14 protein-coding genes are annotated in these 16,739 nt (G+C 45.5%); 3 read left to right on the top strand and 11 right to left on the bottom strand.

What is annotated here, in order from left to right:
- Window positions 1-103: 103 nt before the first annotated feature.
- From JOJ89_RS04330 to JOJ89_RS04305, 6 genes are all read right to left on the bottom strand, one after another.
- The gene (locus JOJ89_RS04330; RefSeq protein WP_029283679.1) at window positions 104-295 is read right to left on the bottom strand and encodes a sporulation YhaL family protein; all 192 of its coding nucleotides are present in this window, start codon (window positions 293-295) and stop codon (window positions 104-106) included.
- A 122-nt stretch (window positions 296-417) separates the two neighbouring features.
- Complete coding sequence (yhaM, locus tag JOJ89_RS04325; RefSeq protein ID WP_029567309.1) at window positions 418-1,365, bottom strand: 3'-5' exoribonuclease YhaM; 948 nt, start codon at window positions 1,363-1,365, stop codon at window positions 418-420.
- A 77-nt stretch (window positions 1,366-1,442) separates the two neighbouring features.
- A complete protein-coding gene (locus tag JOJ89_RS04320) occupies window positions 1,443-4,457 on the bottom strand; it encodes an ATP-binding protein (RefSeq protein ID WP_203289679.1) in 3,015 nt (1,004 codons plus the stop codon).
- A 16-nt stretch (window positions 4,458-4,473) separates the two neighbouring features.
- Window positions 4,474-5,700, bottom strand: coding sequence for a metallophosphoesterase family protein (locus JOJ89_RS04315; RefSeq protein WP_203289678.1), 1,227 nt, complete (start codon window positions 5,698-5,700; stop codon window positions 4,474-4,476).
- Window positions 5,701-6,251: 551 nt separating this feature from the next.
- Entirely contained in the window at window positions 6,252-7,511 is a 1,260-nt protein-coding gene (locus tag JOJ89_RS04310; protein WP_203289677.1) for an ABC transporter permease, read from the bottom strand.
- Window positions 7,504-8,403: an ABC transporter ATP-binding protein gene (locus JOJ89_RS04305; RefSeq protein ID WP_203289676.1), complete on the bottom strand. Its 900-nt coding sequence runs from the start codon at window positions 8,401-8,403 to the stop codon at window positions 7,504-7,506. Before JOJ89_RS04305 ends, JOJ89_RS04310 begins: the two co-directional genes overlap by 8 nt.
- A gap of 129 nt (window positions 8,404-8,532) precedes the next feature.
- Here JOJ89_RS04305 and JOJ89_RS04300 point away from each other — a divergent pair, with 129 nt between their 5' ends.
- Complete coding sequence (locus tag JOJ89_RS04300; RefSeq protein WP_029283667.1) at window positions 8,533-8,718, top strand: YhzD family protein; 186 nt, start codon at window positions 8,533-8,535, stop codon at window positions 8,716-8,718.
- 63 nt (window positions 8,719-8,781) lie between these two features.
- On the opposite strand, the gene JOJ89_RS04295 is transcribed toward JOJ89_RS04300, so the two are convergent.
- From JOJ89_RS04295 to JOJ89_RS04275, 5 genes are all read right to left on the bottom strand, one after another.
- Window positions 8,782-9,558 (bottom strand): enoyl-CoA hydratase, encoded by a 777-nt coding sequence (locus JOJ89_RS04295; RefSeq protein WP_029283665.1) that lies wholly within the window; start codon window positions 9,556-9,558, stop codon window positions 8,782-8,784.
- Between the two features lie 77 nt (window positions 9,559-9,635).
- Window positions 9,636-10,787, bottom strand: coding sequence for a thiolase family protein (locus tag JOJ89_RS04290; protein WP_203289675.1), 1,152 nt, complete (start codon window positions 10,785-10,787; stop codon window positions 9,636-9,638).
- Window positions 10,784-11,647: a 3-hydroxyacyl-CoA dehydrogenase family protein gene (locus JOJ89_RS04285; RefSeq protein WP_203289674.1), complete on the bottom strand. Its 864-nt coding sequence runs from the start codon at window positions 11,645-11,647 to the stop codon at window positions 10,784-10,786. The genes JOJ89_RS04290 and JOJ89_RS04285 overlap by 4 nt, the downstream gene beginning before the upstream one ends.
- A gap of 21 nt (window positions 11,648-11,668) precedes the next feature.
- Window positions 11,669-12,817, bottom strand: a complete 1,149-nt coding sequence (locus JOJ89_RS04280) for an acyl-CoA dehydrogenase family protein (RefSeq protein WP_203289673.1) — start codon at window positions 12,815-12,817, stop codon at window positions 11,669-11,671.
- A gap of 18 nt (window positions 12,818-12,835) precedes the next feature.
- Window positions 12,836-14,395: a fatty acid--CoA ligase gene (locus JOJ89_RS04275; protein ID WP_203289672.1), complete on the bottom strand. Its 1,560-nt coding sequence runs from the start codon at window positions 14,393-14,395 to the stop codon at window positions 12,836-12,838.
- Between the two features lie 685 nt (window positions 14,396-15,080).
- On the opposite strand from JOJ89_RS04275, the gene JOJ89_RS04270 reads away from it, so the two are divergent.
- Together JOJ89_RS04270 and JOJ89_RS04265 are read left to right on the top strand one after the other, a co-directional pair.
- Entirely contained in the window at window positions 15,081-15,425 is a 345-nt protein-coding gene (locus JOJ89_RS04270) for a PadR family transcriptional regulator (RefSeq protein ID WP_203289671.1), read from the top strand.
- Entirely contained in the window at window positions 15,416-16,687 is a 1,272-nt protein-coding gene (locus tag JOJ89_RS04265; RefSeq protein WP_203289670.1) for an FtsW/RodA/SpoVE family cell cycle protein, read from the top strand. Before JOJ89_RS04270 ends, JOJ89_RS04265 begins: the two co-directional genes overlap by 10 nt.
- Window positions 16,688-16,739 lie beyond the last annotated feature (52 nt).

The following is a 16,739-nucleotide window of genomic DNA, read 5'->3' as shown; positions in this document are numbered from 1 at the left end:
GTGACCTTCACACCTTGGAACACTTCACGAAGGGCACAAATCTATATTTCATCACACACAAAAAACAGCCGGGAACATACTCCCGGCTGCTTTTTCACCATCTTCAGTTCTCTTCATCCTCATTCTTTTTCCTCGATTCGCGTTCTTTCATCATCCGTTCGATGTACACATTGCCCTCTTTTTCTATATAGGCTTCTTCAACGATTCTTTCTTTTCTCGTTGTTGAAAAAGCCATGTAGCCGCTGTATAAAATCCCAAGTACGCAGAGGTAAACCCACCATGGCAGCAAGATCATGCCCTTTTCCCCCTTTTCTTTGACAAGCCTCTTACTGCACTATATGTGAGAGCCTGGCCGATTATCCCTTTATCTGAAAAAATTAAAAGCCCTCCTCTTTAAAAAGAGAAAGGGCTTTGTTATCACTTATGAAAAGCAGGTTTATAAAACGACCGGTTATCAAGAGCAAAAACGCGCTCTGTGTATTCGCCTGGTTTTACGCGTTCAAGTGCGCGGTCAAGCATGTTCATTTTTGCATCAAGGTTATCGATGTAATGAAGAATTTCAGCTTCTTTGATCAGCGGCGGTTTAGGGCTTCCCCACTCCGCTTTTCCGTGATGGCTGAGCACCAGATGCTGAAGGATCACAACCTCTTCCCCTTCAATGCCAAGATGCTCTGCTGCTTTTGCGATTTCGTTTACCATGATGGAAATATGTCCGATAAGGTTTCCTTCTACCGTATAGGTCGTACCGATCGGGCCGGAAAGCTCTGTAACTTTTCCGAGGTCATGAAGGATGACACCTGCATACAGCAGATCTTTGTCCAGGCTCGGATAAAGGTCTGCGATTGACTTTGCCAAATCCAGCATGGACACGACATGGTAGGCAAGACCTGATACAAATTCATGATGGTTTTTCGTTGCAGCCGGATATTCAAGAAATTCGTTCTGATGCTTTTTCATGAGATATCTTGTGATGCGCTGGATATTCGGATTTTTCATTTCAAAGATGTACTGTGTGACTTTTTCCATCATTTCTTCCTGTCCGACTGGAGCGGTTTCAAGAAAATCCGATATTTTCACGTTATCAGCAGCGGATGCTGTGCGGATGTTGCGGATCTTCAACTGATTGCGCCCGCGGTAATGATGAATGTCTCCATATATTTTAACAATGCTTTGAGAACTGTATGATGCTTCATCCTCAGGACCTGCATCCCAGAGCTTTGCTTCGATCTCTCCGGATTGATCCTGCAGAATAAGCGTTAAAAACGGTTTCCCGTTGCTTGCAATGCCTTTAGTGGATGTTTTAACAAGCAAGAATACGTCAGCCTGCTCTCCTACCCCGTAATGATTAATGCCTTTTGGCGTCATAATGCGGTCCCTCCCATAGTGACTCAGTATTCTGAGTATAGCATAATCAGTCTGTTTTATCTGCTGTAAACCGTGCGTCAGGAATGAGGAGACAGGCCCGCAGCCCTCTTCTTCTTTTCCAGGTCCAGAATTTCGCTTTCATGAAACAGCTTTAACAAATGTTCCTGACAGGTGAAAAATAGAATTTGATGGTGTTCAGACAGCTCTCTGAGCAGGTCCATCACCCTGCCTGTCCGTTCCCTGTCAAAATTCACAAACCCATCATCAATCAGCAGCGGCATCGCTTCTGAAGTACTGATATGGCATGAGAGCGCCAGCCGGATCCCAATATAGAGCTGCTCTGCTGTTGCCTGGGAAAGTTCGTGCGCTGCAAATCGGGTTCCATCTTTTCGTTCGACTGTGATGGTTTGTTCATTTTCAGGGAGAAAAACTTTCACATACCGTTCATTCGTCAGCCTGCTGAAGAAAGATTCGGCCTGCTGGAGTAAGCTTGGCATCCTGACAGACCGGCTGTACTCTACCGTCTGGTTCAGCATATGTCTGGCAGCAGCAAGAACCGCCCATTGACGGGCAAGCTGCTTCACTTCTTCTTTTTGAAGCGCGGCCTTTTGTTTTAAATCCGAATACACTCCTGATTCTTCCATGCTTTTAATGTGTACTGTCAGCTCAGCAAGCTTCTTTTTAAGCTGGTTCTCTGTGTCTGCTGCAGCAATAAGCTCCTGCTCACACCTGGCCTTTTCTGCTGTATAGTCCTTTGAAAAATCGAGAGGTTCATGTGCCAGCAGGTGCTGCTTTGTCTTCAGCTGCTGCTGAATCCAGGATGCTTTCTGTTTAACAGCAGCCAAATGCTCTGCCTCTTTCGCTCTTTTCCAAAACTCTTCTGTATCACCGGCGTCGGCAAGTGATAAAAGTTCTTTCTTTTTCTCCTCGAGCAGACTGATCTCGGCCTCAATCTTCTTAAGCTTATCTTCCGCTTCTGCTCTTTTTGCAGCAGCCGTTTCCCGGAGCCGCTTATTTTCTTCAGAATCCTTCAATGCTTTTAAAAGGCCGTCAAGAAGGCTGCTGCAAGCAGTACCCTCGATCTCAAAGGACTGTGCCAAGGAAGCGACCTTTTTTTCATAAGCCGTGAGATCAGCTGAAAGCTCTGCTGCTTTCTTTTCTGCCTGTCTGAATGCCAGAATATCTTTCTGCAGATTTGCAGCAGACTGCAGGAGGTCAGGGAGGGCGAGAGGCGAAAAGGAGCTGTTCATATGAAGGGCTTCAAACGCGAGCCGTGCCTGCTGATCAGCAGTATAGTATTCCTTTTCCCAGTCATCAAAACTGGACACCGTACGGTCATAAGCGCGCTCACTCTGCTTAAAAACCACTTCTTCAAGTTCGTATGAGCGCCTGATTTGTTCATCCTTCCACAGCATTCCCTTTGCCGTTTCCATATCTGCGGTGCTATCAGAGTCATGGTCCGCCGCATCTAGCTGCTCTTTTAATTCCTTCTCTTTTTTCTCTAGATGCTCTAAGAAAGACGTATCGGATTTGCTGTTTTTCATTAAAATGAAGAAACCTGCAAGGCCAAGGCTTAAGAGCACAGCCGCAATCAGCCAAAGTTCTTCAGAGAGCAGCCAGCCCGTGCAAAGAAGGATGATAAGAGCAAAAAACGCGCCCAGCCCTTTCAGCCGGCTGTTCTTTTTTTTCACAGCCTCGTTTTGCTTTTGAATATCCGTTTGTACCGCGCGGTGCTCTTCTCTTAGTTTTTTCTTGTCAAGACTTGCCCGCTGCACGTCTTCAAGGTCCCGGACCCGTTCCTCAAGCTGCCTTCTTTCTTCTTCCTCAAGCATTCCTTCGGCATAGTCAGACAATCTGCTTTCACTTTCTTCAAGGTTTTCCTTCACCCGTTCAAACTGCTGATCAAGAAGTTGTTTCTTCTGCTGCAGGTGCTGATGTTTGCCTACAATTTCTCTGATTTCTTCTTTCACTGCTGCACCTGTGTTTAAATCAAGAATGGTGCGGTTGTCGATTTCATGGGAAAACAGCCGTTTTTTCTCCTCATGTATTCTGCTTTCAGTTTCTTCTAGTTTCGTCCTGGTCTGGCCATACTGAGCACGCTTCATTTCCCAGGCAGAATACTCTCCGCGCAGCCGTTCGATTTCTTCTTTATACTCGAGAATACGCTCATCATCCGGCACTTGTTCGATAGCCTCTGTTTGTTCGCGGATGATGGTTTTCAGTGCTATATATTCAGACCTGAGGGGAGATTCTCTTCCTTCAAGCTCTTCCATGCGCTTCAGGCCATTGGAAGGAAAATGACTCTGCGCTCTGTCCAGTTCATTTTTGAGGGCAGCTTCTTCATGAAAAAGCGGAAGGGCTTCAACGATTTCGCCAAATCTTTTCGCATCTGCTTCAAGCTCTCTTTTTCTCTCCGTGATCTCCCTTAATGAATGTTCTGCTGCTTCTTTTTCATTTAACAGGTCACTGTAGGGCTCAAGGTGCTGTTTTGCCTTCATCACTTCGGTGTGGATGTCTTTAAGGGCAACAAGCGCTGCATTGATTTCAGGTTTTTTGCCATTTGGCTTAAACAGCTGCTCCTGTTTTTTTGAAAGGCTCAGTTCTGTCTGCAAAACAGCGTCCGTACCAAGCAGGCCTGATGATAATAAAAATTTGCCTAAGTCTTCGGCACCGACTTTGCTTACCTGCTGAATCCCATGAATATCAAAAGAGTAAATGGACTGAAACACCGTTTTATCAAAATAGGACAGCAGCTGTTGAAGAACATCTGCGCCTCCCGTTTCGCCATTTTCAAAATAAACCGTGACACCGCTGCCTGCTTTTCCCGGCAGCCTCTCAATTTTCACCCGCCCGTGCTGGACCGTCTCTGCCACAAGCGATCCCCCATATGCATTAACATGCTTAGGCTCATATCTCTTTTCCTGCTGCACTTTTTGGGGAAAGCCAAATAGTATGCTCTGTATAAATGACATGATGGTTGATTTCCCCGCTTCATTTTCACCGTAGATGACTTGAAAAGACGGAGAATCAAGCATGATTTCAGTGTGGTGAAACTGTCCGTATCCGTATATGTTCAGTTGGATGATTTTCAAGTGCTCCTCCGCCTCACTATCTTCTATGTTTGAAAAGTTCCTGAAAAATCAGGGTTTCTGCTTCTTTTTTGATCTGCTCTTTTTCCTCTGCCCCGAAATCCTGTATGTGTTTTCTATAAACCGGGTGATGTCTGAGCGGCTGCAGGGCCTCATCAAATTGATCAAATTCCCGGATCATCTCTGTCAGGTCTTTCAGAAAATGAGAATCAAGCTGCAGAGTATCTGCGCTTGAAATTGGCATCGTTTCATTGATAACAGACGAAATCCATACAAAATTTTCTCTGTCGCTTTCTTCTTCGTTCCACTGTTCAAGCATGTCAGAGAGGACCGGTTCGTCTTGAAGGGCATGATAGAAATCAGTTGTACCGGTTAACCGTACGGTAACAACAACCGGTTCCCTGCTGCTTCTCATGTCATCCAGGCCCTGATGCAGGCGGTTCAGCATCTCCTGAAAGCTGCCGTCTGCTGAAAACTGAAGCTCCTCCCACCTCACATCGTGAAGCGGCATAAACGAATAGGAGGTTTCCGCTTCCGTCATGGAAACGAGATAACAGCCCTTTTCGCCTGTCTCCTTTCGGTTCCTGCCCTGTACATTGCCTGAATAAAGAATGGGAGGATTCTGTTCCCGGAGAGACATGCGCTTGTGTATATGCCCGAGCGCCCAGTAGTCGAATTCTTTCTGGAGCAGATCTCCTGCTGTAAACGGCGCATACGTATCATGCTCCGTATTTCCGCTGACAGAGCCATGCAGCAGGCCAATATGAAAATCTGCGCCATTCCGCTTTTCAAAAGCTGCAGTCATGTTTTCATAGACAGCTCTCTCCGGATAGCTGCGCCCGTACAAATGAACGATCGTTCCATTCTTTTCAAACACCTTGCATTCAGCCTGTTTTTCCGAAAAGACATGTACATTTGCAGGCCAGCTTAAATCAAGCCATTTTCCGCTTAAATGATCATGATTTCCGTGGATGACGTAAACGGGAATACCGTATTCATCCAGCTTTTCAAATGCCTTCTTCAGCCTAAGCTGCGCTTTCAGGCTGCGGTCCTCCCCGTCGTACAAATCACCGGCAATCAGCATAAAATCCACATTTTCTTCAATCGCTACTTTTATTAAACGGTCCAAAGCAGCAAACGTGCTCTCTTTAAGCCTCTCAAAAATCGGACCTGCAATCTGCTGCATCCCCAAAAAAGGACTGTCCACATGCAGATCAGCCGCATGAATAAATCGAATCCCCTTCATCTCGAACCTTCCTTTACTTTTCTCTTATTCTATATTGTACCATCAAGAAAAAGCGAATGCACGTTCTGCACCGAAAAGCGGAGCCGACCGTTTAGCCCTGACAGGCAGAAAAGAAATCACCCGAAAAGTCCGGGTTTGACTTTTCGGGGGATTTTGTTCTGACGGAAGGGCTGGGAGGCGCAGCTGGACACCACGAAATGCGGAATCGCTCGTTTAGCTCCGGGAGTCAGTCTTTACTTGATTGTTCTTATCAGCCCGATAAGTGCCACCAAGCTCTGAGTTTTTTGGATTGATGGTTCTTATAAGCCCGATAAGTGCCACAAACCTCTGATTTTCTTGACTTGATGGTTCTTATAAGCCTGATAAGCGCCACCAAGCTCTGAGTTTTTTGGATTGATGGTTCTTATAAGCCCGATAAGTGCCACCAAGCTCTAAGTTTTTTTGAATTGATGGTTCTTATAAGCTCGGTAGGTTTTACCAACCTCTGAGTTTTTCGATCTGCCCACAAAAAAAAAAACCAGAGCCAATCCGGCTCTGGTTTCCCTTCCTTATTAATCCTTCGCAATTTCCATCGCTTTTTTAATATCCTTAAAGGAGGATGATTTTCCGTACATCAGAACTCCGCCTTTATACACTCTGGCACCAATGACGGCAAGAGCGGCGATTGTGGCAATCAGCAGTCCGATTGACAGCGCCACTTCCCAGACAGGAACCGCGAGCATGCCGACTCTGAGGAACATGATCATCGGCGAGAAAAGCGGGATAAATGAAGTAACGGTGATAAATGCAGCCTCCGGATTGCCAAGTCCGAACATGGCGATGAAAAAGGCTGCCATAATGATGAACGTCAGCGGAGAAATCATTTGCTGAACATCTTCAATTCTCGTAACGAGTGATCCGAGAAACGCAGCAAGGGTGGCAAAAAGAAAATAGCCGAGCAAGAAGAAAATCACTGCGTATATAAGTGTTCCAGCCGGGATATCCGAGAAGCTCAAGAAGCCTCCGCCTGCAAGTCCTCCGCTTTCAAGACTTTCCCGCATTGAAAAATAGCCGACCAGAATGATTAATCCAAACTGAGTCAGGCTGAGCAGCCCGATTCCGAAAAGCTTTGCAAACATCTGCTTGACCGGAGAGACGCTGCTGATCAGAATTTCCATGACTCTCGATGATTTTTCAACCGCAACCTCCATGGCAATCATGCTTGCATACAGGATGACGGCGAAATAAATAATGAAGAGAAGAACATAGACAAGTCCTCTTGCCTGATTTAATTCTTCCTCTGATTTCGCGTTATCTAAAAGCGCTGTGCTTTTTACCTCTACTGGTGAAAATAACTGGTTCAGGTCCTCCTGCTCCAGGCCAAGGTTTGCCGTGCCCGCTGCAAGCTTCGTCTGCTGCAGGGCCTGTTCAAAGGTGCCGGCAATGCTTGAGTCCGCTATGCTTCTGGCAAAATAGGAACCTTGCGGAAAACCGTTTCCATCAAGAGTCAGAATGAAGTAGCCTTCCATCTTTTCATCGAGTACGGCTTTTTTCAGTTCATCCTCAGATTGATCCGTTCTTTCAAGTTCCAGATTTTTATCAAGGGCAGACGTATTCTGTTCAAAAATGCCATATAACTGATCGCTCTCAGTCTGATCAATCACAGCTACCTTATCAGCCTCTTGATCTTCCTTGTCAAAAAAATCAATGACTGATTGCACGTTTGAGAGTCCGACAATCAGCAGGAGGATAATCCCTGTTGTGATTAAAAAGGATTTTGTCTTTAGCTTGCTGACATACGTATGAAAAAGAATGATCCAGAACTTATTCATAGACGGCACCCGCCTTTTCAATGAAAATATCATTCAAGGACGGTTCTGCCAGTTCAAATTTCCGGACAAAGCCTCTGCCTGATAAGGATGAAAAAATTTCCTGCGATATTTCCTCTCCTGTGATTTGAAGCTCTGCACCTGCTGACGTCTGTCTGAACTTCGTCACGCCTTTCATATGCTGCAGGTCATCCATCTCAAAATCACCGTGAATGATGACATTCTTTTTGCCGAATGACCGCTTGATTTCCTTCAGGTTCCCGTGAACGACTGGCTTTCCTCTGTGAAGGATGCACAGATGCTGGCACAGTTCCTCTACATGCTCCATTCTGTGGCTTGAGAAAACGATGGAGGTTCCCTGTTTTTTCAGATCAAGAACAGCTTCTTTCAGCAGCTCCACATTAACAGGATCCAGACCGCTGAACGGTTCATCAAGGATCAATAGCTTTGGCCTGTGAAGAACAGCCGTTATAAATTGAATTTTCTGCTGGTTGCCTTTTGACAGGTCTTCTACCTTTTTGCCTGCATATTCAGGAATCCTGAATCGTTCAAGCCATTTTTCCATTTCGGAAAGAGCTTCCTGCTTTTTCATCCCTTTTAGCCGTCCAAGGTAAATCAGCTGATCCCGCACTTTCACTTTTGGATACAATCCCCGTTCTTCAGGCAAATATCCGATCGAATCGCTCGCATGATAGCCTATTGGTTTTCCGTCCCATGAAATCTGCCCCTCTGATGGATTTAAAAGGCCAAGTATCATCCTGAAAGTCGTCGTTTTGCCTGCGCCGTTTGCTCCAAGAAGCCCGAACATTTCACTTTCCGGAATGGCAAGCGACAAGTCGTTTACAGCTGTATGAGTCCCGAACTTTTTTGTAATGCCTTCGAGTTTTAACGTCATCCTGATTCCTCCTGTCCGTTTATGTACGTATCGTGTCATACAAATGTTTCATCTATTGCAGGAAAAAAAGAAAAAAGTGAGAATACCTTAAGAGAAGCCTGATCAATCACATGCAAAGGGGGCCATCATATGGGCTTGTATTACTTAACGGCATTTGGCAAAGACGGGGAAAAACTATTGGATGAAAGCTTTGAAGCAGCCACTGATCATGAAGCAAAGCAAATTGGCACACAGAAGCTTGAAGAAAAGGATGCGCTGAAAAAAACACACCGCTGCACAACCGCAAGCGGACAATTAATCCTTTTTGAAAGATAATATAAAAAATCGCTCAAATGATGAGCGATTTTTTACTTGTGTCCGATATTCAGCTGAAGCCTTTTACTTCCCCGTAAACTGGGGTTTTCTTTTTTCAAGAAAGGCTTTGATGCCTTCTTTGTGATCTTCAGACTGGCGCATGTTGTACTGCGTTTCTTTTTCAAGTGTAAGAATCTGCTGCAGCTCCTCTTTGCCGACAGCTGAATAAATGTTTTTAGAAGCGACCATTGCTTTGACCGGTCTTTGGAGCATGCCGCCTACTAGCGTCTTTACTGTATCAAGCAGATCCGCATCTGTCACCTGATCAACAAGGCCAAGATTGAGGGCAGCGTCTGCCGTCAGCTTTTCGCCGCTCCAGATTAAGTGTTTGGCTTTTGTTTCTCCAAGTCGTTTTTTCATAAAGTAATGTCCGCCGCCGTCAGGAACAAGGCCGATGCCGATGAAATTCATGGCAAGGACCGCGCTTGAATGGGCAACGACGTAATCAGCTGCAAGGGCAAGGCTGAAGCCGAGTCCTGCTGCAGGCCCATGAATGGCGCTGATTGTTACTTTTGGCATGGTATGAAATGTGGTGACTACCTCTGAAATCAGATCCATGACCTGCGAAAAGCCTTCGTTATCCATTGAGTTCAGCATCGTTTTAATATCTCCGCCGGCAGAAAACCCTCTTCCGCTTCCGGAGAGAATGACGACATCTGCTTCACTTTCTGCCGCCTGTTTAAACGCCTGCAGCAATTCTTCAAGCATTTGCCCGTTCATCGCGTTCAAAACTTCCGGTCTGTTCATTTCAATTGTTGCATATCTTCCGTGCACCCCGTATGTAACTGTTTCCATGTTCATCCCCCTTGCTGATATTTAATCCCATCTACTTTATTATAGCTCGTTTCAGACTGAATTGATATTATTTTCAGATAACTTTACATTCGCTCAATGATTGTTGCGGTTGCCATTCCGTGACCGATGCAGATCGTCAGCAGCCCGTACCTTGCATCTCTTCTGTGAAGCTCCTGAATCAGAGACGTCATCAGTTTGGCGCCCGTTGCGCCAAGAGGGTGTCCGAGTGCGATGGCTCCGCCGTTTACGTTCACTTTATCAAGATCCGCTCCAATTTCCTTTTGCCATGCAAGTACAACAGGCGCGAACGCTTCATTGATTTCAAAAAGATCGATATCGTTCACAGTTAATCCGCTTTTCTGAAGCACTTTTTGCGTAGCAGGAATTACTCCTTCAAGCATGTAGGTCGGATCAGATCCGACTACTGCCTGTGCCACAATCCTTGCTTTTGCTTTCAGGCCAAGCTCTTTCGCTTTTTCAGCCTCCATAAGCAAAACAGCAGCTGCCCCGTCACTCATCTGGCTTGCGTTTCCGGCCGTCACAGCACCATCCTCTTTAAACACTGTTTTCAAGCCGGCAAGTGCTTCAAGAGACGTGTCCGCCCGTGGTCCTTCATCCTGATGGAAGTTGGTCTCTTCCCCTTCCTTATTCAGGCCTTTCATAGGGACGATTTCAGATTGGAAGAGTCCCTTTTCTATCGCGACGAGTGCCCGCTGATGACTTCTTAATGCGTATTCATCAAGCTCCCTCCGGGAAATCCCATGTTTCTCTGCGATCATTTCAGCGGAAATTCCCTGATGGACAAAATGATATTTAGTATGGAGGCTCTCAGGAATGGTCTGCTCATTTCCATCGCTTAAGATCGGCACCTTTGTCATGCTTTCCACACCTCCTGCAATGACGATGTCCATATCGCCAGAACGGATTTCCTGACATGCAAAATGGATGGCCTGCTGGCCGGAGCCGCACATCCGGTTAATTTGAACGGCCGGCACACTGACCGGGAATCCCGCATCAAGGAGAGCGAGCCTGCCGATGTTGAACCCCTGTTCAGCAATTGGGGAGACACAGCCCATGACGACATCCTCAATCAGATCTTTTGAAACGCCGGCTCTTTTCACCACTTCATCAAGCACGGCTGCGGCAAGATGAACAGGGTGAGTCTCGCGCAGAGCCCCTTTTCTTTTTCCCACTGCGGTTCTTACGGCTTCAACGATGACGACGTCCCTAGTCATTTTTTCTCCCCTCCGTATGTGTAGAATCCTTTTCCGGTTTTTCGTCCGTAATGCCCTGCTTCAACGAGCTTTCTGAGCAGCTGCGGCGGAAGAAACCGGTCACCGTATGCATCTGCCATGCCGTTGCTGACAAAGAGCATCGTATCAAGTCCTACTAGATCGGCAAGCTCAAGCGGCCCCATCGGATAATTCAGCCCGAGTCTGACTGCTTTGTCAATGTCCTCAGCACTTGCAATTCCTTCCTCATAAATGCGGATGCACTCGAGCATATGGGCAGAGAGAGCCCTTGTCGTGACAAACCCTTGAGCGTCTTTGACAAGCACCGTTTCTTTCCCCGTTTCAGCAGAAAGCTCCCTGATGACTTCAATTGTTTCATCTGACGTATCAACGCCTCTTACAATCTCTATCAGTTTCATGACAGGAGCAGGATTGAACCAGTGCATGCCAATGACTTTGTCCGGCCTCTTTGTTGCGGCAGCGATTGCTGTGACGCTGAGCTCAGACGTATTTGTTGCCAGAATGACATTTGGAGCGGTACATCCATCAAGCTCGGCAAAAATGTTCTTTTTCAGCTCCAGATTTTCAGGAACAGCTTCTACAACAAGCTCTGCCTGTTTAACGGCATCTGCAAGCACCGTATAAGTTTCAATGTTTGCCAGAGCCTGCGATTTCCCATCATCCGTCAGGTGTCCTGCTTTCACAAAACGGGAGAGACTCTTTTCAATGCCGGCAAGTGCTTTTCCAAGCACTTGCTCTGAAAGATCGTACAAATAAACGGTTTTACCTGCTGCTGCAAATGCTTGGGCAATCCCGCTTCCCATCAGACCGGAGCCGATGACGGCAATTTTATGTATGCTCATAGAAGCTTCCTCCTCTGCCTTTTAAGCAAGATCCATATTTTTAACGATGATGGTTTTCATAATTTCATTTGTTCCTGCATAAATCGCAGAAACAGGTATGTCCCTGAACCTTCTTGCAATCTCGTACTCTTCCATGTAGCCGTAGCCCCCGTGCAGCTGCATCACTTCAGCGGCTGTCTTTTTGGCCATGTCGGTAATCCAGTACTTGGCCATGGAAACGCGCGTGACCGCATTTTTGCCTGCAAGATGATCTTCAATCACCGAATCAAGAAATGTCCGGCCGATTTCAATTTCAGTTGCCATTTCAGCGAGCCTGAACTGAACGGTCTGAAAGTCGCTGATTGATTTGCCGAACGCTTTTCTTTGCATTGTGTAGTCTTTTGCGATGCTGAGCATTCTTTCTGCTGATGTCTGCGCACCGATTGCCACAAGCAGGCGTTCCTGCTGGAGCTTTTCCATTAAGTAGTAAAAGCCCATTCCTTCCTCACCCAATAGATTCGCAGCAGGCACTTTGCAGTCTTCAAAAATAAGTTCAGCTGTGTCCTGGGCATGAAGCCCGACTTTTTCAAGCTTTCTCCCTCTTTTAAAGCCGGGAGTGTCCCTCTCCACTACAATCAGGCTGATCCCTTTATGCGCCGGCACTGCCTTAGGGTCTGTCTTGCAGACCACAATCACCAGGTCAGATGAAATCCCGTTTGTAATAAAGGTCTTTTCGCCGTTTAAAAGATAATAGTCTCCGTGTTTAATAGCGGTTGTTTTTACAGCAGACAGATCCGAGCCCGCCCCCGGCTCTGTCATGGCGATGGCTGTGATCGTCTCTCCAGTCACGCACGTTGGCATGAACCTGTCTTTAAGCTCTTCTGAGCCGTACGACTCGAAGTATGGCACGGTAATGTCATTGTGAAGACTCACTCCGATAAAGCTTGACCCCACTTTTTCAAGCTCTTCGTTAATAATGACGGAATAGGAAAAATCAACCCCTGATCCGCCGTATTTTTCATCTGCCCATGGACACAGGAATCCCTGCTCCCCCATTTTGATCCATAATTCTCTTGGGATCATCCCCGCTTTTTCCCACTCATCATAGTACGGGACCGCTTCTTTCTGTAAAAATTTTCTCAGCGATTCCCTGAAAATATGGTGTTCTTTCTGCAAATACGAAGCTGCCATTTCGTTCATCCCCCTGTTTTATGCGCTTGGCTGTTCAGCAAGTTTTTCCCTTAATAAAAATTTCTGGATTTTTCCGCTTGCGTTTCTCGGCAATGCATCCACAAAATGATACTTCCGCGGCCGTTTATACGGAGCGAGCTTATCACTTGTTCTGCAGAACTCATCAAGTTCTTCTTCTGTTAATCCGGCTTCTTTTCTCACAATGAAGGCGGTCACGCACTCGCCCCATTTTTCGTGCGGTTCACCGAGAACGGCTGCATCGAGCACTCCTTTATGTTCGAACAGAACATCCTCCACTTCCCGCGGATACACATTTTCTCCGCCGCTGATGATCATGTCATCCACCCTGTCGGCTACAAAAAGAAAACCGTCCCCATCGAGGAATCCAAGGTCACCCGAATGGTACCAGCCTTTATAAAGAGCCTTTTCGGTCGCCTCAGGCATATTAAAATACCCCGCCATCACGCACGGTCCTTTGACGATAATTTCGCCGACCTCGCCTGGAGGCAGAATGTCATCGGGTTCTGACGGGCCGGATTCATTTGGCTTTACAATCCGAAGCTCATGGCCAAAGCACACTTTCCCCGCGGACCCGACCTTTGTCAGCTGCTCATCCTCTGAAAGGAAGGTGACAGCAGGTCCCATTTCCGTCATGCCGTAAGCCTGGATGAGATCTGTTCCAAGCTTCTCCTTGCAGAGTTTAACAAGAGCGGGAGCCATCGGGGCTGCACCGTAAAGTCCAAGTCTCAGTGAAGACAAGTCGTAGTTTTCGATTTTCTCCTGCAGCATCATATTCCACATTGTCGGCGCACCGAAGAAAACGGTGATTTTCTCCTCTTCCATCAGCTGCAGCACAAGCTCCGGTTCAAAATGGTGCAGAATCACGTTGCTTCCGCCAACCTGGACTCTCGGAAGGAAACAGCAATGCAGCTCAGCACAGTGAAACATCGGTGCTGCAACAAGGCCTCTGTCATCCTTTGTCAGTCTTTTGGCGGCTATGCACACATGGTTCTGCTCGATCATATCCCGATGTCTGTGAAGCACTCCTTTTGGACGGCCGGTTGTCCCGCTTGTGTACATGATCGCATACAGATCATTTTCGGTTATCTGCATGTCTTCAAGCCGGCTGTCTCCGTGTTTTACCTGTTCGTGATAACTTACTGCGTAGGTTGGTGCTTCATTGTCGATAAACCAGAAGGAGATTTCGCTGAACTGCGAATGAATCTCGTCAATCTGCGGCTGCAGCGCACGCTCAAACAGGACGATTGCAGGCTTGGCATCATTTAGAATATAGGCGACTTCCTGTGACTTCAGCCTGAAGTTGATCGGATTGATGACAGCGCCGATCTTCGCACTTGCAAAATAAGCCGTGGCAAGCTCGATTGTATTGAAAAGATAGGTTGAAATTCTGTCTCCTTTTTTCACGCCGGCATCAAGGAATGCATTGGCAAGCTTGTTTACTTCCTTCTGCCATTCTGAATAGCTCCATCTGATGCCTCTGCGGACATCGTAAATGGCTTCTTTTGAAGGGTACTTTTCAGCAGTTAAATCAAACACTCGGCCGATCGTTGAATACATGGAAACTCCTCCTTATAATAGAAAGCGTTTTCAAAACAAGTGTGACTTCTATGTATGCCCTTTAATAACATTCCTCTCTTTTCTGAAAATTCCTTCAATATAATCATAAGTTTTGAGAAACTCATCTTCTGAAATGCGGCTTCTGTTTTTCCTTACTATTTGAAAAAGCACCTTGTACCCGTTCCCTTTCGCTCCAGGAACTTGCTTTCCGCGGGGAGGGCGGGGAGCCTCCTCGGCCAGCCTGCGGGGTCTCCCCTTCCCTCTGTATCCCGCAGGAGTCAAGTTCCTTCCGCTGCAGTCCACTGGTGTTTCATGTGTTTCTATTAAACCAGCAAAAAAACAATTATATTCGCATTAAAAATGGTCAGTGGCTGATGTGCCTCTGATCATTTTCAAATGACAATTCTTCAATTATGATGAATAATCAATGTTTGCTTCATAAACATCAAAATCAAATCTGATAGGATTTCTTATTGTCTGCTATCCCTTTTTTACATAGATCACATTCAACTTTTAAAAGCAGCTTATGAAAAGAATGTCCTCTACCAATTACTTAAGGAATCTTTGTTATATAAAACATGACGTTTTTCTTTAAAGGTATATTGACAGGAATTCGTTTATACCATAAATTATACATAGAATAACTATACATAGATTTACTATGTATTTAGGAGGAGGACTGTTTATGAAGATAAGCAAAGAATTGTTAAAAGGTAGTACCACTACTCTTATTTTAAGTTTGCTTAATTCTAAACCTATGTACGGCTATGAAATTATTAAAGAACTGGAATCCAAGTCTAATGGGATTTTTAGTTTTAAGGAAGGCACGATTTATCCCATCCTTCACAGCCTTGAGGAAAAAGAGTTAATTGTATCTTACTGGGGCGAAGGGACCGGAAAAAGAAAGAGGAAATATTACAAGATTAATAACCAGGGCAAAGAATTGATTCAAGAAAAAAAAGAAGAGTGGTCCGTTTTCAAGAATGCTGTGGACGAAGTTTTAAGCGGGGAGAAAATCGCATGGGACTAGATACTAAGTTTGAAATGTATATTAGAGATTTGTGTAAACGGATAAAAAACAAGGATGTACATGCCCATATAAAATTGGAAATCAACGATCACCTTCATACGCTTAAAGAGGAGGCCATGAGTACAGGACTTTCAGAAGAGGAGGCTATAGACCAAGCATTGGCACGTATGGGAGATGCAGAAGTTTTGGGAAAGCAGCTTAACAAAACACATAAAGCCCCAATGGATGTGAAAATCTTGCTGCCAGTGCTGACAGTTTCTCTATTTGGGCTGCTGGTTATGTATTATTTGCAATTCCATTCGGCTTTTACAGAGCTTCAAGAACTGAAAGTTTTCAATAAAAGTCTTGGCTTCTATTTGTTTGGTGTCGTGCTCATGCTAAGCATCTTTATGTTTGATTACAGAAGATTGATGAAATACTCCAAGCACTTCTATGCGGCAACAATCCTCATACTTTTATTGACCGTTCTCATTGGTGTTAGAGTTGATAATGTGCCATTTTTAAATGTAGGCTTTGCCACTATAAATATCACCGAAATAACTCCATTCCTTTTGGTCATTGCCTTTGCTGGAATCTTTCATTCCTGGGATTGGAATGACAATCGAAAGTCTTGGCTTGGAATAGGTATTATGTCAATACCAATCTCATTAATGGCGACTACAGGAGCCTTCGCAGCTACTATTATAAGCATCATTGTATGCGCTGCAATCATGCGTACGTCAAGGTCCAGCCTTAAGCAAACGATAACATTCGCAGTTGTTGCTTCTATTTGGCCCGTCTGGAATGTGGTGTCTCTTTCTCAGATATCCCCCATGGTAAGCTCCTATTCAGATCTTAATATAGGTGAGGCTTATTTTATAGGACGTGCCCTTAAGGTGATCCCAAGTTTCATTTCTGAGGTCCATACAGATTTTATCTTGGCGTACATCATCTATTCGTTCGGGTGGTTAGCCGCAATTACCGCTATAACCCTGGTTATATTTTTCATTTGGAGAATATCGATTACCGCCAAAAGTGTGAATTTACCTTATGGAAAATTGCTTATTACAGGATTGACAGCAGTCTTTTCAGCTCAGTTTATACTAAGCCTGCTAACGAATGTTGGTTTATCTCCACTCACTGGTGTTTCCGTGCCATTCATGAGTTATGGAGGTTCACATTTATTGCTGGAAATGATATCCGCAGGACTGATTCTAAGCATATATAGAAGGCGAAAAGCCAAAGAGACAGTTTCCTTGATTCATGATCCGCAAAGTAATTAGATGCCAACCATAACGGATTCAATGCTGCAAGAGGCCATTATTAAAAATCTCA

This window comes from Metabacillus sp. cB07 (genome assembly GCF_016839225.1).
Classification (GTDB): Bacteria; Bacillota; Bacilli; order Bacillales; family Bacillaceae; genus Bacillus_P; species Bacillus_P indicus.
The sequence above is the reverse complement of the archived record's forward strand: the minus strand, read 5'-3'. Positions and strand labels throughout refer to the sequence as shown.